This is a genomic window from Haloarcula sp. CBA1127 (assembly GCF_001485575.1).
Classification (GTDB): Archaea; Halobacteriota; Halobacteria; order Halobacteriales; family Haloarculaceae; genus Haloarcula.
Genome location: NZ_BCNB01000009.1, coordinates 38757 through 64379 on the forward strand (window position 1 = coordinate 38757; position 25623 = coordinate 64379).

The window sequence follows — 25623 nt, forward strand, 5'->3', positions numbered from 1 at the left end:
CGGCTTAGTGCTCCCCGAGCGTGCTCTGCGTCGTCTCGTTGCCGTCTTCTGCGAAGACGTTGGGGTTGAAGTCAAGGTCCAACGCGTCGCTCGTCCGGCCGACGGCAAGGTCCCGAGCAAATTCCCAGTCCTCGTGGTTGTGCGGAAGCACCTGGAGCAAGGCTTTCAGCGTCGCCTTGAACTGGCTGTCCGAGTCGAAGTTGCGTTCTCGAAGCCACTCGATGGTCTCGGTCTCGCCACGCTTGGCGTAGACGTGCATCGCGGCGTGGACGGCGTCCAGCGAACGCGGGAACGAGAGGTCGTCAGGGTCAACCGGCAGACGACTGGACCGGTCTTCGGGCTTTTCGTTGATGTTCTGCACGCGGCCGTCGTGTCCGCGGAGGCTGATGTCGCCGCGGCTCTTGCGCCAAGTCTTCGTCGACCGCTTGATTTCGTCGATGTCGACGCCGATTCCGAGGCCGAGTTGGCGACCGTCGTCATAAGAGAATGTCTCGGCTTCGTGGACGAGCCAACAGAGGATATACCACTCTGTAACATCGTCTAGAATGTCGACATCCATCCCTTCCAGATATTCGTCGACGAGGATTTGGGTCACAGCCTCCCGTGCGGTTTCAAGGGCTTTCCGCGGAGGGACCTCCTCGTCCTGATCGTCGACAACAGGATAGGCGTCGGCGAAGACCCGAAGCGTCGGGCCGAACGCAGAGATGATGACGTCGGTCTTAGTCAGAGAGATACCAGATTCAAGGAGGTCACGAGCCGCTTCTTTCGCGGCATTTCGTGTGTCCGCCTCGACGTCGCTCCAGAGTGTAGGGATTGCGTTCTCAGTATCGCGTTCTTCGTGAGGCTTACGGCCTGTTAGTAAGAGAGTTGAGTCTGCAGATGCACTACTCCTCATGTTTGCCCTTTGTGGCATCTCGCTCGTAATTGGATGAGTAGAAGTGATGACGAAACCTGAGTTGATGAGCGACTTAGCCAAAGTATCCCATGCATCGGTCTCTTTGTGAGTGAACATAACTGTCATTACGCCACCCGATGACAGCTGGTTGTAAATATTTGAGAATATCTCGCTCATCTTATTCTCATAGAATTCATTGGCAAGTTCCTTCTTTGAATTGGAACTACTGGAGACGCTATCAAATCTCTCCGGGTTAGCTACCGCCTCGTTCTCTTTATCGGTTAAACCATCTGAGAACAGTTCTGGGTGTACGTCACCAAGGTACTTCTTTAGCCATCCATAGAAGACATCAGCGAGTTCAGAATACATGATGCTGCTATAGTAAGGGGGGTCAACGACCGCTGCTTGGATTTCGCGGCCGGTCGTCAAGTCGGCGGCATCTTCGTTGGTAATAGTCGCCGGCTGGCTACCCTCTGGAAGATACGAGACGAGTTCCTCATATGAATCACGGACTTTCTCGTATAGAGAGTTGAAATCCATCGTACCAAGCAACGGATTATTATCGCAAAATACCCTAGTGAATACTAGAATATTCCCCTTGAATACTGGGTTTGGGTAGCCTTTACTTGTGTCCCAGTCTGCAAGTCGCGCATTTCGGTCAATAAATTTGCTACACGCAAGAGAAAGAACTGAAAGAATCGCCTCTGCCTCATTTTCTTCATGTTCTCGTAATATCTCGGGCTTATAGTGGTTAAACGCCTGAAGGTATTCGTAGTGCGAAATTAATTGCCGAGGTGAAAATAGGTCTCTAAGTTCTGTAACGCCATAGGGGACTGCTCGGTCAGCGTACCCCTCGAATCGCTCAACAGAGAGGATTGTGGAGAGTTCATAATCATTCTCTACGCGCTCTTTCGCTAACTCAAGTGCTTCTCGATCCGTCTGGTTCGGTGCTCGGAAGCCAGATTTACCATTGCTATCAATGTATCTAACGCAGTAAATCTCGTACTCAAAGTCGTTATTTTTGAACTTCTCTCTGATTGTATCCCCCTCCGTAACGACGTTACAGTGAGGGCAATCAGCTTCACCACCCCTATCAACAAACCCATCGTTAGGTTCGAAATCATCGAGATCGGGATGATTAAGATCGGTATAGCAGCGATACGAAACAGTCCGGTCATCCTCTATTTTTGGCTTGACAACTGCGCTCCCAGATTTTATTGTCCATTTTGGAATCAGAGGAATGTCACCGCCACACTGTGGACACTCTACACGATATGACGTGACATATATGTCTGGGCTCTGGCCAGACTCTGATTCTGGATAGAGTTCCTCGAGATTATTGCGCGCTCGGTCATGAATTTTGTCGGCCCAATAATCAAGATCAGAACCAAGAGAACCGGCGGTAGGTGCATACTGAAGAAGGACCTTAAGAATCAGTGACGGTACCGGATTTAGCTCGTTTGCGCTTGTTGGGAGTTCATAACGAATGGATTCGAATGGAATCACTCCACCGCCAGCTGTCGGATCAAGGATAGCTGGCAGTTCGCCATCCCATTGATTACGAAGGAGTGAGTGGAGTTCTTTTGTCTCAGACGGGCTAGGAGACTGCGTGAAAGGACGGGGATACCCATAGTGTTCCCCAAGCGTTCCATTCCGCTCTGATTCAGTTGCCTTCTTCCTCTCAACATACTCAGATAGTCCGCTATCCAGTTCTTTTGGCCCGATCTGCATCCATTGCAGTAATTCGTCTGAGGAAACATCTTGAGGTAGAACCGATGCAAGAATCGCCAGTCTTGAAGCAGGAGTAGGTCGCCGCGCGAACCACGGATGAAGATAGCGGTGTGGCGGCATATGCTTTGGATTCCCTTCCTTCAAGTTCTCAATACCAACTGCCTTCAGCGGAAGCTGTCCTTCGATAGCGAGCGGTTTCAGATCGTCGTTGTGTTCACTCATAGGTGGTCAGTCAGCAAGGTCCGCAGTGCTTTTTCGCCGTTCGGGCTGGACGGGGCGCGACACTTTGCATGCCAGTAGTAACACTCCTCGTCGCCCATGCTGGCGATTCCGCGACAGAGGGCACGCATCCTGTCGACACGCTGGAGCGGTTTGATGCCGCGGAACGCGAGTGCCAGACGCACGCCAACAGTTTCTGGGAGGAAAAGGTCACCAGTGCCGCTGGAGGTGACGATTGTGGCATCAAGTTCCGCGCCGTCGACGGTTTCCTTGATGAGCGGAGAGAGGGCGCGGAAGCGACCACCGTCGAGACGGGCAATTTTCACGGCCGCCCATCCGTCCCAGTCCCAGCCCGTCGCTTCCTTGGCCGACGAATCATCGAAGACCTCCTCGAAGGACTCGACGGTGAGCGAACGCCCGTGGCGTTCGAGCCGATTGCGACGGCTGGCCGCTTGTTCTTCGGGGAGCAGTTCGTACAGCGTGACCTCGCCGCCGTTCGACCCTTCGCGGCGCGTCATCGCGAACGTCGGCCGTCCGCCGTAGACACTACTCCCGAAGGAGGACGCTGGCGCGTCCTCGGTCGCCGTGCTGGCTTGCGTTGAGTCGAGTCCCGTCGTCATTGTGTTGCCTCAGAGGGAACTTCGGTCGGTCCTCTGGCTTGAACTTTCACGTCGATATTGGTCTGGCCGAGGCCCGCCTGTAGTTCTGCGAGCACGTCGTCCTCGGCGTCGGTTATCGGTTCGGGCTCGTCGAGGTCTACACGGAACTTCAGCGTGACGTTGAACGACTCGCCGAACGGATCGGGCTGGTTCGTCACGCGCGAGAAGTCGTCGAGACTTCCCTGATAGCTCGCGCTGTAGCTCGATCCCGTCGACGTCTTCACGTCGTAACTCATCCGAACCGAGACCGCGTCCGACCGGTCAGTGAAGGCATCCCGCTGAGCGATGAACGAGCCCTTCGAGAGCCGATCCTCGCCCACCACTTCGACCGTGACCTGCGAGACGCCTGGTGAGCCACCTGAGGCCGCTTTCGAGAGCGCATGGGTTCGCACCTCGTTGAACGCCCGCGACGCCGCCATCTGGCTTGTCGCCGTGTCCCAGCCCGAGGGCTGAGCGCAGTCGGGGCAGATTCCCTGAGCGTTCAGTTCGCTCTCGTCGTATTTCTCGCCGCAGCTCTGACAACGAGTCTTTTCTGGGGTCTTCTTATGTTTCTCACAATACGCTGGGCCGTCATCTGAGGCTTCGACCTTCGTCGTACAGCCGTCCTCGGCGCACTCGACTTCGGACGCTTCTGGCGGCCGAATCGAGTCGTGGTGTACGTCGAGGAGGGCTTCGATACCCGTGTAGATGACGTAGTCGTTCCCGATCTTCACGTCGGTATCCTGAATCGATGTGCGAACATCGGGCGAGTCAGCGAACGGTGTGCGCTTCCGCCAGTTCTCGGGGTGATCGTCGGCGTCGCCGTCCCAGTACGCGATCTGAGTCTCGGCGTCCCAGTAGGTGTAGCCGCTCTCGTCGACCATCTTCGCGACGGTCTTGCGAAGCGGCTTCGTGCTCAGAAGGTACGGGAGCCCTGGCTTCTTGCCGAACTGCTCGACGAGTTGCTGCGTCGTCATCGAGTCCTGGGTCCGCTGCCAAAGTTTCTGCTTGAAGAACGCGACACCCTTCGCGTCGGCATCAGCCCGAATCAGGCGATCGTCGAGGGTTTCCTCGACTGCATTGACGAGCGAGGTTCCGCCGTTCGCCTCGGTCGCGTTGATCGTAATGTGTGTGAGTCCATCGCGGTCGACGTAGTAGAGATGACGATAGACCCCACGAACGAGTTCACCGAGCAGACCGTACTTTTCCTTCCGCCGCTGTTTGAGGTCCTCGATCTGATCCCCAGAAAGGTCTGCCGTCTGCTGAGAGCCATCGAGGAGCGCTTCGATGGCTTCCAAGTGCCGGGCTTCGTCGATGGCACTTCTCACACGCTCGTCGTCTGGAGCGAGGAACAGGACGTAGTTCTTGTAGACCCGACTCTGGACGTCGCCGCCCTGCTTCGAGGCAGACTTCTGGTACAGCGACTGGACCTTTTCAGGGACGGACTCCGGGTTCGACTCGTCTTCGAGTAGTTGCTTGGTGACCGGCGCCGTATCCATGTGCATCACGGCAAGCTGGGGCGTCGATGCCTTGTCCGGGAGGTCGGCCGGCGACTCGGGGTAAGGAACTGGCTCGAACGCACCAGTCCCGGTTTCACTCTCCAGTCGGGCCTCGAATCGTGAGCGCGCCTGCGCGTCTGGTGTATTGTCGACCCGCTGGTCGATGATCCTGATGAGGTTCGGATCAGATTTGAATCGAACCCGCTCCTCGTCGTAGAGGTAGTAGCACGCGACGCTCATGTCAGATCCCGCCAGCGCATCAAGGGCCGAGTCGTAGTTATCAAAACGAACGTCCGGGTGACCCAGCGTCTCGTTCATTTCAGCCCGGGTAAGCCCGGTTGCTTGTTCTCCGTAGGCTAGGCTATGCCATAGAACGGCGGTAGTCAGATGTGAGCCGAGTTCAGGGATGCCTTTTTCTGTCCACTTGCGATCCTCAAGTTGGGCATGGGCCGTCCCGTCATCGTTGTAGATATCTGCCGAGACAGCCGAACTGAGATCAACAAACTCGAACAACGACTCATGGAGAGTTGAACTGATACTCCCGCTTGGAGCATCGTCAGCTGGCGTGAGGTCGTACAACCGTACCCAATGGCGCTCGTAATGATCTGGGCGATTATTCCAGCGGTAGTAGACAGCGCGGGCAAGAAGCTTCAGTGCTCCACGAGTTCGTTGGAACTTCGGAATCGTGTCGATTTTCTCAGTAAGCGTATCGATAACCGTCGGATGGAACGGATACTCTCGTTCGAGCCGGTCAACGTAACTCGCGTCCGTCGCTTCTTGGGGGAACTGCCGCTCACTGTTGGAGTACAACTGGAAGTACGACTGGGACACCTCGGCTGCGGCTTCATCGTCGATGTCCTCGAAGAGACGATGCTGAAGGACCTTCCCAACTTCACTCTCGTCGGTTGGCGTGACCGTTTTGTGCTGGCGACGCCCAATCTGATTGAGTTCGTCGATTAGCTTACGCACGTCCTCGGCTTCCTCCTCAAAGGCTGTGTCCGCAATCGAGTAGACGATAGTAACATCATCGGACTCAGACGCGGTCTCCAAAAGCGATAGAACAAAGCTGAGTGTCTGGCTGGCCAGCGTTGCACCGCCGACCTCAACGGCAGACGCGCTTTCTAAATAGGCAGCAATCTCATCGATGAGGACTAGCGCCGGGCCGTCGCCGATGTCGAAGAGATCCTTGAGCTTGTTTTGTCCAGGTGCGGTTCGGTTCTGGTCGTACTCCTTCAACTCTTCGTAGCCTTCAGCGCCGTATAGCTGGTAGGCAATCTCTCCCCACATCGTCTTGCTATTCGGGGCATTGGGGTCGCGTCGATCACTGCGTGCATTCCGGGCGTCGACATGGCCTCCGACAAACACAGCTGAGTCGACGGAGAGGCCTTCTTCGACGGCTTCATCATAAGCTTCTGCACTGCTCTCGTCGTCTGGAAGAAGGTGGTCACTGAGGTTGCTGATGTCGTCAGCGTGTTCTGCTAAATGGTAAGACGCGATGAGGTCGTGGGTTTTCCCGCCGCCGAAGCGCGTGTCGAGGCAAAGGATGCTGCTTGTATAATCTGTCTCTTGATTTGTTCCACTTGCAAGGAATCGTCCTGTGAGATTACTCAATAACGTCTTCAAACCCTCAGTGGGGTAGGTCATCTCAAAGAACAGAGAGGCCTCGCGGTAATTCGGTGCAGCTTTGTTGGGATCGTGGGCAACAGTAGCTAAACTCGCAGCGAACTGGTCCTCTTGTAGTGAGCCATCAAGGACGTCGTTACGCGGCTGGCAGGTTTCAAATAACGGCGGAAACTCACTGCTCATCTGAACCCTCCAAGCTAGAGGAACCCACTTCCGGCTTGGATACTATCACGAATTTGTCTTTTGAGCTATTCTCAATGAGGGCTTTTGCGATATCTTTTGATTCAGCAATATCGACTTTTATTCGGTCACCAACCTCAGCGTCGAACTTATTCAGGTCCGGTCCCGATAAATTTACCCGGCCAGAATTTCCGGTATTCTGTCCTATTGTCTTCTGAGTCATCTGGTTAGTTATCCTGTTTAAGTGGAATGTTATAACCTTTACTTAGTCTAAACCAGTTTTGGTCAGTCTACAGAGAGGACAGCAGATTTGGGGGATTTTAGTGCAAAATGGTCGTGATTATCGCGCTAATGCTCCTGGTTCCGCCAGTTTACTGAAGAGCGTGTCCGGTTGATAGACTTAATTACTGGGAGCTGGTAACTTCGGTTTGCAAATTATCAAGTTCTAAGCGGATTTTTATGCGAATATGTCGGACGACGATTCCCATTCTGCTGTTGAGCTTGTCGAAGAGGCCGCCGACCACCTGCAGACCAGCTCTGAGCACGAGCGCCGAGCTAAAGAACTGAGTTATCAGGCTGAGGAAGAGCTGGAAGCTACACTCGCGGAAGAGTTGCCAGATTCAGTAAAGGTCAATGTTGATGCAGAAGCAGACAGGGAAGGTGCGCGGTTGGTAGTTAGCCTGTATGACGATGCAACAATGGAGACCGTCAGTGACGTTGTCGGCGATGATGTCGGTGTCGGTTCGCCCCATCCACAGCAGTTCATTATTGGAGACGATATCGTTGGAGAAGAGTCATCTCAGCGTGAGCGGATTCAGAACGTTAAGGGGATAATTGCAGATATAGAGGATCGATTCGATGCAGGAGCACCGGTCCAGCAGGTGATTCGAGATGCCAGAAGGATTGGAATGGATAAGTCGGAAGCCAAACACGAGATTGACAAGCTCAAGCAGAAGGGAGAGGTGTATGAGCCACGCACCGACTACCTTCGAACGACTTGAGGTACTTTGACGAGCTATCTGACGGTGTTGTCAGAAGCTTTCATCTCCCGGTAGCCGTCGAACGGCATAGCTGAAGCTAACAGCCGGCACAATGGCGTGCCCGCGGGCGTGCTGAGAGCGGTTCAGTGTGGGGAGTCAGTCAGCGACAGTCCCTCCATCAGTCAGTGCCGACGGCTGCTGGCCGCCACCATAGGAGCCCAGCGTCGTCTCGCCGCTGTCAGCAAGCTTCGAGTCGCCGTCGGCGTTCGCGAAGTGTCGAATCGTCCGAGCCATGTCCGGATGGTCGATTTCGAGTTCGGTCAGATTCAGGCGCAGCACCTGTTGTCTGTCTGGTTTGCCGGTCCCGATTCCGAAGTGCTCAGCAGCTGCTTGCATCACTTCATGCATCGTTGGTCTCGAAATCTCGTCGTCGAACACCTCCTGACGTAGTTCTCGCTCAGGGAGCGTCACGTCCTTTGAGGACGTCGCCAGTGCCCGACGTCCAACGGTGTAGATGAGACGGCGCTTCATCTCGTCAGTATCCAGTAGGTCAACCGAGCGGCGGCACTCAGCGGGCGTTTCGTCGGGGGCGATCTCCTCGGCCTGATCGCGAGAGATCCACAGCTCCTCGTTGTTCGGGTGGCGTTCGTAGTCGAGGCGGTCGATCACGAGGTCACGGTACTTCTCCAGCGTTGGGTCAGATGCTTTCGGTCCCTCGGCGGCGATGTTGTGGATGCTCTCGTTCAGGACCGCATCGGTGAACGACTCGCCGACATCGTGGCAGATGGCGATGGTCTTGCGCTGGACGCTGCTGAGACTATCGTCAGAGTCGTTGTTGAGTTCGCCCAGCATAGATTCGGCGTCGTCGACGACGCGGTCGAGTTTGTCTTCCACGCGGCGAGATCGCCCGCCATCGCGATACACGTTCAGTGCGCGTGCGAGGGCGACGCCGTAGTTGTAGTCCGTGTGTTCGTCGACGTATGCACAAAACTCCTCTTTGAGTATCGTCCCGACGCGGATGCCGATGCGGGTCGGTTCCTGGGACGCCAGATCAGATTTTATTTTTTCGCTGGCGTGGTCCGGAGAGCGGCCGGCGGCTGAGACGAGTCGGTCAACGAGCGTTTCAACGCGAGCGTAGCCGTCCGCGTCGATGTATTGCTTCATCGCGAGTTCGGCTTCACGGCCCAGATAGCCATCAGCAACCCCGAATTGGGATTCAACGTGGCGACGGAACTGGTCCCACTCATCTACGGGAACCATCCAGTCTAGTTTCGAGGTGTCCCGCATCAGGACTCCACCTCCCGAAGGGCGGACCCGCACCCACACACCATCTTGGTGTGTGCGGGGGGGTTCACACCCACACCACACACACCTTCTTGGTGTGTGGGTGGGGTGGGGGTGCGCACCCCCACCCCGCCTGCGGTTGCGTCTTGCGACGGACCGCAGTGCGGGTAGACGGCCTGACGGCCGCCTTCGGGGGTCCAGGGGACCCCCGGGGGACACTCCATTCTGCCGCGCAGCAAAAAAATAAAATTCTGCGTGCGGCGGTCGTTCGTGAACGGTTCTGACTGTATGCCTCTCTGGCTACGCTCTCGTTCGTGGTGCTTCATATCCATCCTGGTTAGTGAGCACCCTCCGCCTCTCGACGGCGGCAGATATGGCTGGGGATACCTGTTGCTGGTGGGTAACGCTTAAGCCATTCTGCCGAGAAGGAACCGGTACAGACACGAGGTCGTTCCCAGCGATTCCCGCGCCAACGGGTTCGAGCTGGGAACGCCGGTCCGTTCTCAGGCAAGTTGCTTTCTCGTAGTGTCTTCTCTGTCCTGCGACTTGCACATCCGGTGACTTAAAACCGCTAGGAGCGTCAGACATCCGTTGACCCCATCCGGTTGAGGGATGCCTGTGTCCGTTGCGGCTGTCAGCGGTGCAGGTCTTGTCTTAAACATAAATTTCTAGACTAGACGTATATACCTTATCATGTCAGCAAAGTGGTACTACTTTCGATTTACTTACCAACTATATAGTCTATATTGTCTAGATTTGTACTGCATAAGATAAGTGATAAGACACCGAATATGAGGTCTGATTTCACCCTCGGTGCTACATTAAAAATCAAGCAACAGAACGGGTCCGTAGTATCCTCTATAATACTAAGTATTATAGAGGATCAAGGTTAAGTTGATAGACAAGATTTTAGTTAATCCCACTGTCATAATTTGCTGGCGTATTCAAGACAGAATTCAACAATAGTATAAGAAAACCAACATAGAATCCGTAGCGGATTACCGGTGGGGAATCGGTGGACAAGCAAGACCGCAAAAACAGAGACATCCATGTCAACTCAAACCAACGCATCGAACGCATCGACCACACAACCAACACTCTACACGCACGCAAAGCGGCGATTCGCTGACGCGTGGCTCACGCCCGGCGTGCGACAGACAACGCAGTTACTGCTGGTCCTCACGCTGTTTGCTGGCTCGGCGATGGGCCAGACCGACGTCGGGAACATCTACTGTGACACTGCTGTCGAGGATGGCGTCAACGTCGTCTTTGGCGCGCTGGCTGGTCTTGGCCTGCCAGCAACGATGGTGTTCGTCGGTCGCAGTGGCCTGTCGTATATGCGGGCTTCTGGCAACCCGAACCAGCAAAACGAGGCTCGCCGGGACCTCATCCTCTCGCTGGTCGGCCTCGGCGTCGTCGTGCTGGCAATCGTGGCTCCAGAACTCATCACGAAGTTCGGGGACAACGTCGGCTTCGGCTTCTCGGACTGCGTGACCCCATTCTAAGCACACGATGGGACTCCGCTCACTGCTGATGATCGCGGCCCTTTGCTCGCTGCTCTCGACAGCCGCAGCTGCGGGGCCGGCATCCGCTGGTGGCAACCCAGCTCAGATTGAGCGGGGGACGGCACAATCCCTCACTGACGCGAGTCACGGTGGCACGGGGGTACTCCAACAAAACGCCACCGCACCGAATGGCTCCAGCGGCGAGGGAACGGAAGCAAACGACACTGACAACAACGAATCCAGCGTCCAAGACCCAGTAGGCAACGGGACAACAGCCAACGGAACCGAAGGCAACGAGTCCATCGACCGGGGACCAGCGGCGAACCAGACAGATGTGAACAGGTCCGTCGAACTCGGAGCAAGGCAGAACCTCAGCGCGAAAGTCTCGTGCTACGAGAACGCCTCGGACCCGCCGGCCAATGCCTCTGTCGGGGACAACGCGACAGCAGGCGTTGTGCCCCCGAACCGGTCCTACAACCACAACCACACGTTCTTCCGTGCGCTGTGGTCCGGCGACCCTGACCATCCGAATCTCACACGGGCTGACCGGGCCGAGGCTGAGAACGGCACGCTGGCCGTCCTCCCCTCTTGCACGGGAGATATGGTGTCTCGCGAGCCATCGAACACAACGCTGTGGAACCGGCCCGAACACGACTCGTTCCGGACTGGCATCGAGAACGCCTCGTATCCAGTGAACGTCACGGACACTCGCTCTGGACTCTGGATTCGTGACGCCTACGTCGCGTTCTTCAGCGTAGAGCCGTCGACGGTCGTCCATCAAGAGGGAAGCACGGAACGGCTGGTCCGTCCGAACGGAACCGTGCGTGCCATCCACGACTATCGGGTGTACATCTCGGAGTTCTTCGAGGATGACTTCCGCGTCCTGAACACGTCGACGAACACGACGCTGTACGCCAACGGCACTGCGATGGACAACAGCACTGCCGCCCAGCCCACGCTCAACTACACCGGGATCAACGGGACCACGGAACTCCAGTTGGTCACCACGATCTCGACGAATATCTCGGAGATTGGCGATGACGAGATTGACGAGTACGAACTGACGGTCACAGACTCACGGACGGTCCGGGTGGAAAATCTCTCCGAGCGGGAGATGGTCGTCGAACCCGGCGTCGTCCCCAACGGCAGAGGGGCCACGACCGACGACTATCGCATCGGGACTGTGATCCCCGGCAGCTGGCAGAGCGTCCAGTTCGATGGCGGATACGAAGTCCAGAGCAAGTGGCGGTTCTATACTCGCTCACCGCCTGGGTGGGAAAACTGGTCGGAGAACACGACGACGCCAGTACGACCGCTCGAAACCCACGCTGTCCGAACGACGGAAGGCCCGGCAGTCACGGTCAACCGCGTCCAAAACGAGAGTGCCGACGGCTGGCGGTTCGTCCCATCGCTCGAAGCGACGTATCCGGTGAATGCGACTGCAAACACGACGGGGAACACGACCGCTACCGCGATCAACAGGACGACGCTCCCGCCGGAGATTCGGATCAACCGTTCGGAGACGTTCACGACGGCAGATCGGTTCACGATTCGGAGTGCGGAACAACTCCGGACGGAGAACTTCGAGATCAACGGACTCGTCCGCGGGAACAGTATCGAACAGCCAGCGGACTCGACGAACCCGACGCCAATCCGGGAAGTCAACATCACCTCCGAGGTCGTCAACTCGACTGACAACTCGACGGACCTGCTGGTCCGGGTCGAACCGACGGCTGGCTTCCCGATTGCGGCAGGGAACGTTACCGTCGCAACGGGGCAGTCCCGGGTCAAACAGTCACTGTCTGGTGATGATGAGATTACGGTCACCGTCGACCAGGGCGAAGTCTCCTCAGCGATAGTCACGTATCGCCCGGCTCAGATCTGGTGGGAGCAAGGGCGTGCTGTCCCAGTGCGAGACACCCAAGAGCGGGTCGCGTATGAACTCGATCTCCCGGACCTTGCGGAGTTCATCGACCTCGCTGTGGTGACGCTCCTGACGGTGTTGCCGGCTGTGCTGGCGCTGTATGGCTACGACGTCTGGACGAGAGGCAAATTTGTTGGTTGGTATAATCCATGACAAAGCAAGATATACCACGAAACAGCAGTATCGACCGCAGAACAGTGCTTGGACTCCTTAGCGGGAGTCTTGCCGCGCTTGCAGGATGCAGTGGCGGGCTGTCTGATAGTAGTGACGGAGACGGTAGAAGCGCCGACCCGCCAGACGAGCAGTCCGACTACATCGAAGAGACGTCGATTGAGATTGTCAAGAACGGCCGCCAATTGGCTCTGGAAGTGGCTGTGACTGATGAGATCGAGCCCTCATCGGTCAGCATCATCACAGAGTCCGGTCGAGAGTTCGTCAGCGACTATTTCAGCCCCGGTGAAACCCGGACACGCCTTTCGCTAACAGAGGGAGAGGACTCGAATGAACCGCTGCCTCGGGGCCAGCACACGCTCTATCTCCGTGGTGACGACGTCGAAACTAAACTCCCACTCGAACTTGGCACCACGTTTGAACTTGAGGAAGTCGTCCCCGGGTCCGAATATGAAGAGGTTGGTGACGACAGCTTGGGAGTGGTTCTTCGGAATGTGGGACAGCGAACTGGCGCAGCGGTTCGGACGATTGTCAATGGGGAAAACAGAGACAGCGATCCGTTCGCTCCGATAAAGCCTGACGAAACCGGTATTGTCGAATTCAAATTCCTGCTTAATGATCGAGTTGCCAATTGTGCAAAAGTTGAAGAGACAACTGAGAGGGCTGAAAAATTAACTGTGGAATTCCTTTGGAGTAATCCAGTTATACTCACTCAAACGATCAGCTACGATAACTCAAAAGGATGTAAAAAGTCGCTAGCTGGTACTCCTGAAGAAATTACCGAGAAATCAACGGAGACGGAGACATAGCAATGCAGTCTGGCATTGGTGATGAAATCCTTGAAGAGATTGTCGAGAGGGTGATTGGAGAACTCTCGTCGGCAATTACAGCCGGTATGAGTGGTTTCCTTGATGAACTCAGAACGGATGTCGTCGATTACTTCGAGGGGTTCTTTGAGTGGCTTATTGACCCGATGGTAGGCACACCTTCTCCGGAAGGGCCGAATTCAGCAGCCCCCGTCGACATTGCATTTGAGTCTGCGACTAACGCTCCGTGGGACGCGTTAATCTCGAATATATACTTCGATGCAATCGTTGGGTTAGCGCTCGGTATCCAGTTTTCTGTTCTGGCGATGATCGGGCTTAGATACGGGTCGATGAACCCAGTCATTCGGAAGAAGCTTCTACGCCGACTCGGAGTCGCCTTCCTTTCGCTGTTCTTCTGGCTTCCAGTAGCCTCACTCGGAACCCAGTTCTTCGACGCTATCGGTCGTCAGCTCTACGCTTCTGGACACACGGAGGCAGAGGCGGTTGCACTAATCAGTTCAGCCCAGCAGATTGCGGATCTCAGCCTTGGGATCTTCGTCGTTCTGATGATCGTTGGACTGTACGTTTACCTCAAGGCGGCGTTCATCTTTATCACCAGATGGCTGCTGGTCTTCCTGCTGACCCTGTCGATGCCGCTGGTTGCGACGTTCTGGGCAGTGGAAGTCTGGCCGCTGAACCGCTTCTCGGGACTGGCGAAACAGGTCGCCGGCGCGTACCCCGGAGTCCTCGCTGCGGGTATCCCGCCTGCAATCCTGATACGCATGAGCTTTGAAGCGACAAACTGGGGACTGGCTTCTGAGCTGTCCCTGTTTATCAGCCTCGTGACGCTGTACTTGGCGGCAAAGTCTCAGAAGGTCCTCATCCAGCGGAGTAGCCGCGTGGCAATCCAAGTCAGCGAACAGGCCCTTGCTGGTGGGAAAAAGCCACTCAAGATCGGTGCGGCGGCTGGTGGTGCAGCGGCGACAGCCGGCGCTGGCGCGGTCGGTGGCCCCGGCGCAGCAATGGCGACGGGTGGCACGATTCGAGCTGCCTCAAGCGCTGCAAAAGGGCGTGTCGGCAGTGCTGCTACGGGTGCCCAAATGGTCCACCGCCAGATGGCTGCTAACCCCGCCGGCATGAAGAGCGGTTCCAGCAGCGGCCTCACCGGCTCCGGAGGTGGCGGCAACAGTGGTTCCGGCGGCGGTGGCTCAGGCGGTGCAGGCGGTTCCGCTCCGCCCTCTGGTGGCGGCAGTGGCAGCAGCGGGTCTGGTGGCTCACCACCCTCTGGCGGCGGGAGCGGGTCCGGTGGAAGTCCCCTCAACAGCAGGTTCACCAACGGTGGTTCGTCCGGCTCGTCTGGCTCGTCCGGCGACTCTGAGAGCGACGACACCCCGGTTAGCGAACGCCAGACGAAGATGGAGCAACAAACCAAGATGGAGCGCCAGACGCAGATCAACTCCGGCGATACCAGAGTGTTCGAGTCTGAGGTTGACCCGCCGTTCTCCGACGACGACTTCGACGAGAACGATACTGAGACCACTGACTCCGATGAGTCGGAGTCGTATGACTCGCTGCAGGACGTGTTTGCGACTGATGACGATGTATTAGGGCCGGATGTGTACCGCGACGGCCTGCCGCATAAGGAGGATGACGACTAATGGCCGACTCAGAAGAAGAGTACAACACGAACATCATCCACGAATCGCTCGGTGATTCGACCAACTTCTGGGGCGACTACACGCTGGGGGAACTCATCCTGTTCCTCATCCCGCCGTTTGGCTTCCTCGTCGCGATGGGAATGCCATTCGTGCCGGCGGCGCTGTTCTTCCCCACGTTGGCTCTCACAGCGGTCGTGGAAGTCTTCCTCTACATCCTGCACAAAGTCCGGCCAGATCACTATCGCCTGACTGAGTGGCTGCGGGTCAAACTGTTCTGGCTCGTCAAAAAGCGTCAGTACACTCACGGCCAGGGCAATCAGGACACTCGGCAGGTCACCCGACTAGAGCGGGTTATGCCCCACGGCATTGAGCGCGTCGACGGAGCGTACGTCGGTGCGGTCGAGGTCGAGCCCGCCAATATGTCGCTGCAAGATGACGAGAAATGGGACAAAGCCGTCAAGTCGCTCACACGCTTGTCCGAGTCACTGACTGGCCGGGCGAAACTCCACGTCACGACAGCCGAAGTCGACAACGAGTCCCACATACAGGCACACGTCGACCGACTCGACGACCCCGACGCGGAGAGCCATTCGATCTTCCGGGGCGTCCTCATGGAGTTCGTCAACCGCTACACCGACGACAGCGGCAACGTTGAAACTGAGACCGAACTCCAGCGCAAGTACTACATCGTCGTTTGGGTGACTGACGACGACATTCACGACCTCCAGATGAACAGCGACTCCATCGCGGATTACCTGACCGGGATACCGGTTATTGGGCGGCTGTTCACTCGGTTCGACAGTGACACGCTCACTGACGCCGAGCGAGAGGAATTCAAGGCCAAGAAGCTCCACGACCGGCTCGAAACCGTCGACAGAGCAGTCAACAATATGTTCCGGTGTCGCAGTCGGTCGGTCAGCCCGCATGAGCTGGCGCACTTGACCGAGGACTACTGGGCTTGTGAAACGCGGTCCGAGCGGGAGTACGAAGAGGCGGCCTCCGTCTCTCCGGTGACGTACTCGGCACGGGAACTCATCAAGCACGGCGAGGGTGCCGCAGCCCACGACGCTGCGGAGGGCATGGACACCGACGACGTCGGTGGGACCGACTACGAGGTCGACGAGACCGACTTCGTCTCCCAGTTGCATAGACCGGGAGAGAACCATCGGTCACTGGTCGCGCCGACGGATATCGAATGGGAAGCCGACCACGCTCTCATCGACCAAGAGACGCACGCACGTTGCTTCTGGATCGAGACGTATCCCGAGCATCCGACGAGTGGAATGCTAGAGCAACTACTGCTGGATACGGACCTTGCCGTCGACGTCTCAATCCACATCGACCCATACGACGCTGATACAGCAGTGTCGGTCATGAAAGAGTGGATCTCCTCGCTGAAGATGCTGCAAAACGACAAAGGAGAGTTGGAAGCGGAGGATATCGAACAGGAGGTCAACCAGGCAAAGTACATCCGGCAGATGGTCCGGCGGAACCACACGTCGCTGTTCCGTGTCGGGGCGTTCATCCGGCTGACTGCGGAGACCGAAGAAGACCTCCGGAAGCAAACGAACCGGCTCGAAACGCTGCTGCGAGACTCGCCCTCTAACTGCGGGGTCAAGCGAACGACCCGCCGGCAGGAAGCAGGACTGGTGACTGTCTCGCCGATCGGGGCCAACGAACTCGGGCAGAACCGACTCTCCTCAATGACCGGGGAAGCGCTCGGATCGCTGTTCCCGTTCTCGTCGAACTACCTCCGAATGGAGGACGGCATCGAGTACGGACTGCACGGACACAACGATTCCTCGCTGTTGATCGACCCGTGGGAACTGGAAACCGGCCACTCAGAGCTGGTCACTGGGATGCCCGGCGGCGGGAAGACGCACGGCACGCAGGCTCGGGCGATGCGGATGCTGAAAAAGCGGTCGGACGTCAAGCAGATCTACATCGACCCGGTCGGGGATATGCACGGCAGCGCGAAGATGTTGGATGCAAAGACAATCACGATCAGCGGCGAGACGCCGCTGAACCCGTGTGAGATGCATCCGACGCCGCCGCATGTCCTCGAACAGTCCCCGGATATGCAGCCCGTCTCAGCGAAGAAAGACGAAGTGTACGGAGTGATCGAGAACTTCCTCCAATCTCGCGATGTCGATCTGGAGATGCACAGCGGCCTCATCACGTTCCTGATCGACAAGATATTCACTGAATCGGATATCGACCCAGCGGACCCATCGACACATACGCCGGAGAACTCGCCGGACCTGAGCGACTTCCTCGAAGTCGTTGACCGCCTCCAGGAAGAACCGGGAATGTTCCCCGGAGCGACAACGGAGTCCTCCCAGCAGAAAATCCAGCAGTACGCAAACGAACTCTCGATTGCACTGCATCCGTTCCGCCCGGGGAGTACGTTCGGCAACCTCTCGAAAGAGTCGGACCTGCGGCTGATCGACGACAGCAGCAAGGCCGTCTATCTGGATCTCCAGCAGGTCGAAGGCTCTGGTAGTGGCCTCGGTAAGCAGTCGTTCATCATGCAGCTGCTGCTGAGCACGCTGTACCAGCAGGCCAAGAATATGCAGCAAAAGGTCGAGATCATCATCGACGAAGCTCACTACCTGTTCAACGACGACGCAAATCTGGAGTCACTGAACCAGATTGCTCGCCACCAGCGCCACGCCGGACTGCGACTGGTGATGCTGTCCCAGACGCTCTCGGAGTTCGAGGACAAGGGCGCAGCCGAGGAAATCGCGGGAATGTGCCCGATCAAGGTGCATCACCGCGAGCCAGAGCTAGGCGACGAGACAGCAACAAGCGCTGGACTGACGGATGAACAGCAGTCCTACATCCAGCACGCCGAAGCCGGCAAGGAGTCACTGGGTGACGGACAGGGCTACTCACAAGCGCTGGTTCGCGTCGACGAACATGGCGATTACCCGCTGACGATCAAGACGTCGTGGGAAGAGAAGCAGATCATTGACCTCGACGCTGACGCAGAAGATGCGCTCGACGTTGTTGCTCACGAGGCTGACTCCCGCGCTGCTGATTTCGAAGAGTTCGTACGCTCGAAGGCAGTCGAGCAAGAGCTAGCGACTCGTGGATTGTCCCCGGAGAAGGCTGAACACGTCCTTAACGGACTCAGCGAAGACGAGTTGGTGGACGTGGTGTCTGTAGCACTTGACCAGACACAGCCAGAAGCAGTTGTCGCTGACGGTGGTATCGAGGCAGAGACTGATACGGAGTTTGACACTACGGAGAATTCAAATGAGTGACAAAGTTACAATTCGGCTGAGTACAGAGCAGCGAAAAGAGATCGTGAAGCAGGCTAACAAAACGGGAGAAGGGGTTTCAGAGTACATTCTGAAAGCTACGGAACAGCGTATATCTCGTGAACTACAGGAACAGCGTGCGGGGGAATTAAATCTTGGATCGGAACTGGACTACATCGCTGATGCCGTCGTCGAAGACGTTGAGGAAGCAACAAACGTTGACACGGAGCAGGAACTGTTCTACTCGGTCGCTCTGTGGGATTTAATAGCCTCTGAGTTCCCGGCAGACAAGCGCGCTACTGCGATGGAGGAAGCGACAGATAAACTAGAGGAAGAGGTTGAAACCATCCGAAACAAGGAGGGTCAGGAATGACTGAGCGACGCACTCTACTCCAGATTTACACGACCGAAGAGAACAAAAAATTGTTTGACCAGTTGGCTGACGCCGCGGGGACATCCACCTCCGAATATGGACACGAGGTTATCGAGGACTACGTTGAATGGGAGACTGGAGAGAGTCAGTATCAGCGGTACAGCACTAACACAAAAATCGAAGCTCTGCTGGAGGAGGCAAAACGCGAAGTGACAGAGCTGTTAGAAGAATTTGAGTCTGGAACAATGGAGGAGGTAAAAACCGTCCAAAAAGTCCGGACGGCATACACCATCGCGATCTGGAAACTGATTCAAGATGACTATTCAGCTGAACAGCGACGGCTTGCGCTGAAATTTGCCGGCGAGCATGTTGGGAGAGATCCAGACATAGAATCGCAAACACCAGACGAGGAAAGCAACCCTGAGTCAGATGCCTCGGCCGCTGCTGAATCGGCAGGTGAGAGTGCATGATGCTGAAAACAGATTATCAGGAGGGTGGTGCAGGGAACCTCGTCGATTACATTCAGCGTGATCGCGAACAGGACGCCGGCGCGACGGTCGACCTCCGAAACCCCGCCGGGCGAGAACTGTCTGACTCAGAGGTGAATCGGTTTGTCGACAAGAGCCGTGAGTTCGGATTCCAGCGGCACATGATCGTCTCGCCAGACCCCACGGGACAATATTCGCCAGAAGAAGTCCGTGCCAACACTCGGGACTTCATGAACAGTGAGTTTACACAGCAGCCGACAACCGACTGCGTGTATGGTGTTCACCGAGACACAGAGTTTCCCCATGCACATATCGCGGCGACTGGCGAGCGTGCGGAATTAGAAATGGGTCGGGAAGATATCCAGCAGATGCGCGAACAAGCAGCGACCGCGTTTGAAGAACCCGCTCGAACACGCGACCCAACGGCTGCCGCTCGCGATGCTCCGGAGGACATTGGCCGGGTCGTGGATGAAGAAGCTCGGGAGCAGTACCACGAGGCAGAACTATCGCTGAACCCCGAAGCAGAAAAAGCGCTCAAACGGGCGACTGAGAAGAGTCAACAGAAAGATGTCGGACAGCCTACGGCTGAGAAAGCGAGCGATGAGCGCCAAACTGAGCCACTCTCAGAACGTGCTGCGGAGAGAGCCGAAGAACAGGCGGCAACTGAACGCGAACCCGAAGTTGATCTTGAACGCGAGCAGGAACCCGAACGCGAAGTTGGGTGGTGGCAGTGAGTTCTAGTTCCTCTGCACCACCAGGACAACGCTCCGGCGAAGTCCCGAATAGCCTCAAGTACGACAACGTCGTCGGGTTCGTCTGGGCCGGGTTCATGCTGTTGTTCCCGCCAATGATCGTCGACAGCGACAAGGTTCTCCCAAAGCGGTTCTGGGCGTGGCGCTACATTTACCTCGGCTTTGGACTGATCAGCGCGGCGTTCTTCTACGACGTGCTTGTCCAAACTCCCAGCGCAGCGCTGTTGTTCCCGTTCGCACATGTCCTGGCTGCTATCTCAGTCGGGACACTGTTCGCTGACTTCACTGTGCCCGGCCTGTCGCTGCCGATGCTCTCGTACTCGACCACGGTGATCCTGTATGCCATCTCAATTGGCGTTGTGTTCTCCGGGGAACTACTCCGCCGGACCTCGCCGGAAATGCTCGCGATGAACCAGTGGGACCACGACGACGGGGAGTCCGTCGTCCCGCTCGAAGAAGTCTCTCACGAACACGAAGAGACCGAGATGCCGTTCACGCTCGATCAGGATGTCTCTACAGCCGTCGTAGGGGAAACTGGGAGCGGGAAGACGTCGATGATGAAGCTGCTGGCCTACCAGTTCCCGTACTACAGTAACACGGCAGTCATCGCTCACGACACCGGCGAGGACTTTCAAGCATTCTACGAGGAGTTGGGCTTCGACGTTCAGCGCATCCGCCACGAAGATAGCGACGTAGTCTGGAATCTGTTCAAGGACGCCGATTCAGAGTCGGACTTCCGCGAGGTCGCCGGCGCGATCTTCGGCGAAGCCGACGGCCACGACCCATTCCATCGGCCCGCCAAACAGACCTTCGCGGAGATGCTGATGTATCTGCATCTCAGCGCACAAAAGAACAACCGCCGTCACGCGCTCTGTCACGCCGATATCGTCTCACTCCTCAACGAGGGCCACATCGCGCTCAAGAAGGCACTGGACGAGTTCGACCGGCTGGATTCGGGTCATATCGACCCTGACAAGGGCAAAGGCGCACAGAACGTCTACCAGACGATCAAGGAGAACGTCGATCCCGTCTTCACTGGCGACTTCGGAGACTACGGGGAGTTCTCCCTGCAAGAGTACATCGAGAACCCGGAAGGCCGAGTCCTCATCATTGACTCGAACCCGACGGAACTGGAAACGCTCGGGCCGATGTACCAGCTGCTCGTAGACTGGTCAATCCGCTATGCGATGAACGCCTCGAATCCGACGGTCCACATCCTCGACGAGATTGATGCGCTGCCGGCGCTCACTCAGGTAACGAACCTGACGGCACGAGGCCGGAAACACAAGGCTCGGGCACTAGTCGGCGTCCAGACAATCGGCCAACTCAAGGACACGTACAGTACAATCTCTGGGATTGTCGGCAACTGTCCACAGGGAGTTTACTTCGGGCCGGGTGACAGCGAGTCGACGGACTTCATCCTCGACGAACTCGGCGAGAGCCGCCAGTACGACCGGTCGGAGATGGTGTCGATGAGTCACCAGGGGCGCGGTGAAAATCCACGAACGCAGGCTCGGGACACGTACAAGGAGAAGGACAAAACGCCGGTCACGTCCGGCCTGCTCCGAGACTTCCAGCCCGGTGAGTGCGTTGCCGTCTCGCGAACGACGTGGGTCCACGGGCAGTCTTATGAACTGGCTGACGTTCGCGATAGCCTCCCGGCGCAGGGCGCAGAGTCGCCGGACAGTTCGGAGCCGGAACCCACTGACGATGACACCGACATCGAGAGCGACAGTTGGTTCTCGTTCACCCGGGCTCGGCTCGACGATGTGCTCTATGGGTCACTTGGTGAGACCGAAGATGATGAGTCCAGAGACAGTGGCCCGGATCGTGACCCCGAAGTCGAGCCAACCGCCGACGCGACAGACGGGTTGGGCGACGACGAGTCGACCGACCCACTCGACCAGACAACAGCAAACACTGCCGTCACGTCTCCGGACACAGACCACCCAGACCTATCAGATTCAGAAGATGAGTATGACGGTGGCGATCACGACCAGCAGTCCGACGACAACACTGGAGGACTCTTCTCTGAGCCGGACCCAGATCCCAGCTTAGGGGGGACGGAATCTGCCCAGCAGGAAGGTGGTGAATCACCCACTGAATCAGGTGCAGAGGGAGACTCGAACAAGACTGAAGAGCGGGACGAAACTGAGTCAAAAGAGGAAGAGCGCGACGTATCTGAGTTCATGTAATCCGCCGTTGTGAACTCGTTCCCCTGTATAGAATATCTAATGCTTTTGTGCTGTTCTGTGACTGTAATTCTCTCTACGCCGCTGGTAAGAGTGGATTGCAAGAACGTCTATCCCCCATTTTATCAAATTTCTACACTTACCTTTATTGCTACCATTATATCGTTGAAATCGCAAGACGGCGGCGGTTTTCGCCCGGTTTGAATCACCGGCAGTGAATCACCACCCCCGACTGACACAAACCTAAATCGCAAGACGGCGGTCGAATTATTCACCGAAAACCGCCGATGTAAGACACTCTTTATCTTGTCCTTTGGAGATTCAGTCGTGAGGCAGGCGCTGGAAACAGCGATGCATAAGAAATAGAATATAACCGCCGGTAACGAGTGACGGAACTCAGATAGAGTAAAACCCGCCCACTCAGCCTCCGGCTATAACTATTGGGGAACAGATATATCTCGACTCACTCTCCAGAGTCCGACCGGGACTGCACACGGCAGGCCAGTCCCACCGAGCATCATACGATTACACTGTGCCACGCACGTCGCCGGCCGCCGACGTCCAGGGCCACGCCGATCACGACCACACTCGAACTGAGCCAGTGCTGGCAGACCCACGCTCGACCCTCGCTTGCTTCGGCCCCTCGTGGCGCACAATCCGACAGTCACCGGCCGGCGACCACACCACTTTGTCCGGAGCTTTGTATCCGAATCCCAACAAGTACAACACGCCTTGTTTTCGCATCTTTTTGATATCGTAATTTAGTATGGTATTCAGCCGGGGAACCGTCCGATTCCCGCCGGGGATCGCGCCCGCCACTGCAGGCACGATTGGACCGGCGTGAGGCGCGCGACCGCGCCGAGCGCAGCGCTCCGTCGTCCGAGTGAGCACCAGCGAACGAGGACACGACAGACGAGCATCGCGAGTCTGTCAGTGGCGTCGCGCGCTGGGACGCTCCACCAGCCATCTACTAAGCCCAGCCATTGCTGGCAGACCCACGCTCGCGACACGTCAGGGGGTAGACTCACTTCGCTATTGATCGTCGATGATCGGTGCCGGTCTAGTCCCTGCACAAGCGATTTAACCGATGCCGATAAAGAGCGATTGAAGCGATTTTCATGTCAAAGACACATCCATCTCCAGAGCGGCGGCTACCTAACGAGCGAATCGTTCCGTCAATGACTACTATCGGCCCGGTCGTTGACGAAGTCGTCGAAATCGCACAGCACAATCTTAAGCGTCCGATCTCGGTCAAGATCTGGACTTGGGAAGACGGGACATTCAAAGTTCGTGCCAAGCACTGGTATCCAGCTGGGACCACGACCCGGTACGGCCACCGGTCGGTAATCCAGTACCACAGCGACCGTGAAGTCGTCAAAGGATACCTGCTGGAAAAAGACACAGAAACAGATGAAGAATCACTCCTCCTAGAAATGAAACTCGACGAAATCAGTGATCCAGTCCCACGAAAAAATGAGAAGGGCGACTAACCCTATTTGTCCATTACGAACCGGTAGCACTTCTCACACAGCCGGTCGAACGATTCCTCACGCTCGCTATCATAGAACGACCCCAAGCGCATTCGCTCGTCATCGAGGAAGGTATTGAACACCTTCTCGCACCGCGGACATTGGACGTTTCCCACATTTCTCACCTCCTGGGACCCCTTCTCGGGCCGCCACCTGCCTGCGGCCGCACAAAATCCACGCCGGCGAGCAGCGGTATCCAAGCGCTCCCCCGACGCTTAACCAACATACCCGCGATCTCACCCGCCCAATGTTGGTTAACACCGCTGCGCCACTCTCGCCGACGCCGGATCTCGACGAACCAGCCACGAATGCGGTTCCCGTCCACCTCCCGGCGGCAGGCCGGGATCGCGCCCGCCACTGCAGGCACGATGGACCGCCGCGAGGCGCGCGATAGCGCCGAGCGGAGCGTTCCGTCGTCCTCGTGAGCGACAGCGAACGAGGGCTCGACAGACGACCAGCGGGAGTCTGTCGGTGGCGTCGCGCGCTGTTGCGACCCACCAGCCACCCAGCCTCAGTTCCTCCCGGGCCGGCTGGCCCACGCTCACGCACACACCAAGACATCGGCTCTCTCACAGCCCCCACCAGACTGACCCACGTTGACGCGCTGGTGCGGTGGCGTGCCAGTCCGTGCGCGCGGTTGTCTCGCCGCCGCCCGGTGTGCCGGAGGCGGCGGCGAGGCCGCGTGCGCGAGCACCTGTCGCACCGCCCGAGGAAGCCCCCCGCTTGATGGGGGACGCCCTCGCTACCGGGCGTTAGTCTGCGGAGTGGACGATACCGCGATGAGTGGCGGCCCCATGCTCAGTGTCGAACAGGTCCGAACACTCGGGTTCAGGACAGCGGGCCTTGCCGAGCGTCACGGCGACCGCGCGGTCAGAATCCCGCTCGTTGGCCCACTGATGGGTGTCTGACTCGGCCTCCCACGACGCCGCCGTTCGACTATCGCCCGAGGAGCCGAACATACTACTCCCGTGTCCGGTGGGCGCGGGACCGTCGCCGCGCTCGATGACACACATGAGCGTGTCGCTCGTGACGGCCACCGTCTTGATACCGTTGTAGTCGTCGGGCTTGCCCCCGGAAATCCGAACTCTGTCGCCCTCGTGAAGCGTGCGCACCATCTCGCCGCCGTGCATGGACTTGCCCCAGACCGTGACCTTCGCGCTCGTGCCGTCGTCGTCCTCGATGTAGAGGACTTGGTACTGATTGCGGGCGTCTGGCTCCGCGATGATGTGGGTCACTTCGCCCTCGACCGTACACTCGTAGCCGTAGGGACTCACCTCGTCGATAGGCGTGGGGACTTGCAGGTCGTTCTGGGCCTCGTCCAAGACAGTAAAGGAAGCCTCATACAGGCTGTTACAGTCGCCCATCTGCCCGGACACAAGGGCCGCAAGTCGGCGGCTTGCCGCCGCCTGCGACAGACTGGTCTTGTCTGCCAGCGTCGCGGCTTGCTGGTTGACTCGCGCCAGCGTGTCGCGGTCCATCCACTGTCGGGGGTCAGCCGGGGAGCGGAACCCGTCAGCCCGTCCGGTTTCGGCGTTGGTGAGCTGGCGAGCCGAGGCTTCGCGGTCGGCACCGTCGACGTGGGCGCGTGCGACCTCGGAGTGTCGGGCTTGTTCGGCTTCGCGCCCGTGGCGTTCTTCCTGCTGTTCCAGCGTTTCGCCAAACCGCCGGTCCGGACCAACCTCGGTCGAGCGCGTCCAGTCGTAGTCGTATGCCTCCTCCTGTCGGGCGTAGAAGTTGCCACGGCTATCGCTACCCCGATTCATCCTGAAATCGAGTTCGTCGCCGTTCTCCGTCTCTGCGACCGCCTCTAGAAGCTGTTCGGGGCCACCCTCGACGTGGGCCGAAAGGGAAACTGTCTGGTTGCTTGCCGATGCTTTCTTACCGCTGGAATTGCTAACGTACATTGTCTTTCA

Annotated in this window: 18 protein-coding genes; 11 read left to right on the forward strand and 7 right to left on the reverse strand. The window is 57.4% G+C overall.

Features of this window, described 5'->3' with window-relative positions:
* Positions 1 to 4: 4 nt before the first annotated feature.
* The 4 genes from AV059_RS21705 to AV059_RS20940 all read right to left on the reverse strand — a co-directional run bounded on the left by AV059_RS21705 (position 5) and on the right by AV059_RS20940 (position 7008).
* On the reverse strand, positions 5 to 2848 hold the full coding sequence (locus tag AV059_RS21705; protein ID WP_079990838.1) for a DUF1156 domain-containing protein: 2844 nt from the start codon (positions 2846 to 2848) through the stop codon (positions 5 to 7).
* Positions 2845 to 3465: a hypothetical protein gene (locus AV059_RS20930; RefSeq protein ID WP_058997934.1), complete on the reverse strand. Its 621-nt coding sequence runs from the start codon at positions 3463 to 3465 to the stop codon at positions 2845 to 2847. Before AV059_RS20930 ends, AV059_RS21705 begins: the two co-directional genes overlap by 4 nt.
* Positions 3462 to 6269 carry a DUF499 domain-containing protein gene (locus AV059_RS20935; RefSeq protein WP_058998030.1) on the reverse strand — a complete coding sequence of 936 codons (2808 nt, stop codon included), beginning with the start codon at positions 6267 to 6269 and terminating at the stop codon, positions 3462 to 3464. The genes AV059_RS20930 and AV059_RS20935 overlap by 4 nt, the downstream gene beginning before the upstream one ends.
* Positions 6270 to 6777: 508 nt before the next feature.
* Positions 6778 to 7008, reverse strand: a complete 231-nt coding sequence (locus AV059_RS20940; protein ID WP_058997936.1) for a hypothetical protein — start codon at positions 7006 to 7008, stop codon at positions 6778 to 6780.
* A 244-nt stretch (positions 7009 to 7252) separates the two neighbouring features.
* On the opposite strand from AV059_RS20940, the gene AV059_RS23200 reads away from it, so the two are divergent.
* Complete coding sequence (locus tag AV059_RS23200; protein WP_058997938.1) at positions 7253 to 7786, forward strand: hypothetical protein; 534 nt, start codon at positions 7253 to 7255, stop codon at positions 7784 to 7786.
* A 135-nt stretch (positions 7787 to 7921) separates the two neighbouring features.
* Here the strand turns inward: AV059_RS23200 and AV059_RS20950 are convergent, their stop codons facing one another.
* Positions 7922 to 9052 carry a hypothetical protein gene (locus AV059_RS20950; RefSeq protein ID WP_058997941.1) on the reverse strand — a complete coding sequence of 377 codons (1131 nt, stop codon included), beginning with the start codon at positions 9050 to 9052 and terminating at the stop codon, positions 7922 to 7924.
* A gap of 1046 nt (positions 9053 to 10098) precedes the next feature.
* On the opposite strand from AV059_RS20950, the gene AV059_RS20955 reads away from it, so the two are divergent.
* From AV059_RS20955 to AV059_RS21000, 10 genes are all read left to right on the forward strand, one after another.
* A complete protein-coding gene (locus AV059_RS20955) occupies positions 10099 to 10554 on the forward strand; it encodes a pilin (protein WP_058997942.1) in 456 nt (151 codons plus the stop codon).
* A gap of 7 nt (positions 10555 to 10561) precedes the next feature.
* On the forward strand, positions 10562 to 12631 hold the full coding sequence (locus AV059_RS20960) for a hypothetical protein (protein ID WP_058997945.1): 2070 nt from the start codon (positions 10562 to 10564) through the stop codon (positions 12629 to 12631).
* Positions 12628 to 13458, forward strand: a complete 831-nt coding sequence (locus tag AV059_RS20965) for a hypothetical protein (RefSeq protein WP_058997947.1) — start codon at positions 12628 to 12630, stop codon at positions 13456 to 13458. Before AV059_RS20960 ends, AV059_RS20965 begins: the two co-directional genes overlap by 4 nt.
* Positions 13459 to 13460: 2 nt before the next feature.
* Positions 13461 to 15113: a hypothetical protein gene (locus AV059_RS20970; RefSeq protein ID WP_058997949.1), complete on the forward strand. Its 1653-nt coding sequence runs from the start codon at positions 13461 to 13463 to the stop codon at positions 15111 to 15113.
* Positions 15113 to 18379 (forward strand): VirB4 family type IV secretion system protein, encoded by a 3267-nt coding sequence (locus tag AV059_RS20975; RefSeq protein WP_058997950.1) that lies wholly within the window; start codon positions 15113 to 15115, stop codon positions 18377 to 18379. Before AV059_RS20970 ends, AV059_RS20975 begins: the two co-directional genes overlap by 1 nt.
* Positions 18372 to 18749, forward strand: coding sequence for a hypothetical protein (locus tag AV059_RS20980; protein ID WP_058997952.1), 378 nt, complete (start codon positions 18372 to 18374; stop codon positions 18747 to 18749). The genes AV059_RS20975 and AV059_RS20980 overlap by 8 nt, the downstream gene beginning before the upstream one ends.
* The gene (locus AV059_RS20985; RefSeq protein WP_058997954.1) at positions 18746 to 19219 is read left to right on the forward strand and encodes a hypothetical protein; all 474 of its coding nucleotides are present in this window, start codon (positions 18746 to 18748) and stop codon (positions 19217 to 19219) included. Before AV059_RS20980 ends, AV059_RS20985 begins: the two co-directional genes overlap by 4 nt.
* Positions 19216 to 19971 carry a relaxase/mobilization nuclease domain-containing protein gene (locus AV059_RS20990; RefSeq protein ID WP_058997956.1) on the forward strand — a complete coding sequence of 252 codons (756 nt, stop codon included), beginning with the start codon at positions 19216 to 19218 and terminating at the stop codon, positions 19969 to 19971. Before AV059_RS20985 ends, AV059_RS20990 begins: the two co-directional genes overlap by 4 nt.
* Positions 19968 to 22184 carry a type IV secretory system conjugative DNA transfer family protein gene (locus AV059_RS20995; RefSeq protein WP_058998032.1) on the forward strand — a complete coding sequence of 739 codons (2217 nt, stop codon included), beginning with the start codon at positions 19968 to 19970 and terminating at the stop codon, positions 22182 to 22184. The genes AV059_RS20990 and AV059_RS20995 overlap by 4 nt, the downstream gene beginning before the upstream one ends.
* Before the next feature lie 1175 nt (positions 22185 to 23359).
* Entirely contained in the window at positions 23360 to 23671 is a 312-nt protein-coding gene (locus AV059_RS21000; protein WP_058997958.1) for a hypothetical protein, read from the forward strand.
* Between the two features lie 2 nt (positions 23672 to 23673).
* Here the strand turns inward: AV059_RS21000 and AV059_RS22200 are convergent, their stop codons facing one another.
* Both AV059_RS22200 and AV059_RS21005 read right to left on the reverse strand, forming a co-directional pair.
* On the reverse strand, positions 23674 to 23826 hold the full coding sequence (locus AV059_RS22200; RefSeq protein ID WP_154021066.1) for a hypothetical protein: 153 nt from the start codon (positions 23824 to 23826) through the stop codon (positions 23674 to 23676).
* 636 nt (positions 23827 to 24462) lie between these two features.
* A complete protein-coding gene (locus AV059_RS21005) occupies positions 24463 to 25614 on the reverse strand; it encodes an SOSS complex subunit B family protein (protein ID WP_058997959.1) in 1152 nt (383 codons plus the stop codon).
* Positions 25615 to 25623 lie beyond the last annotated feature (9 nt).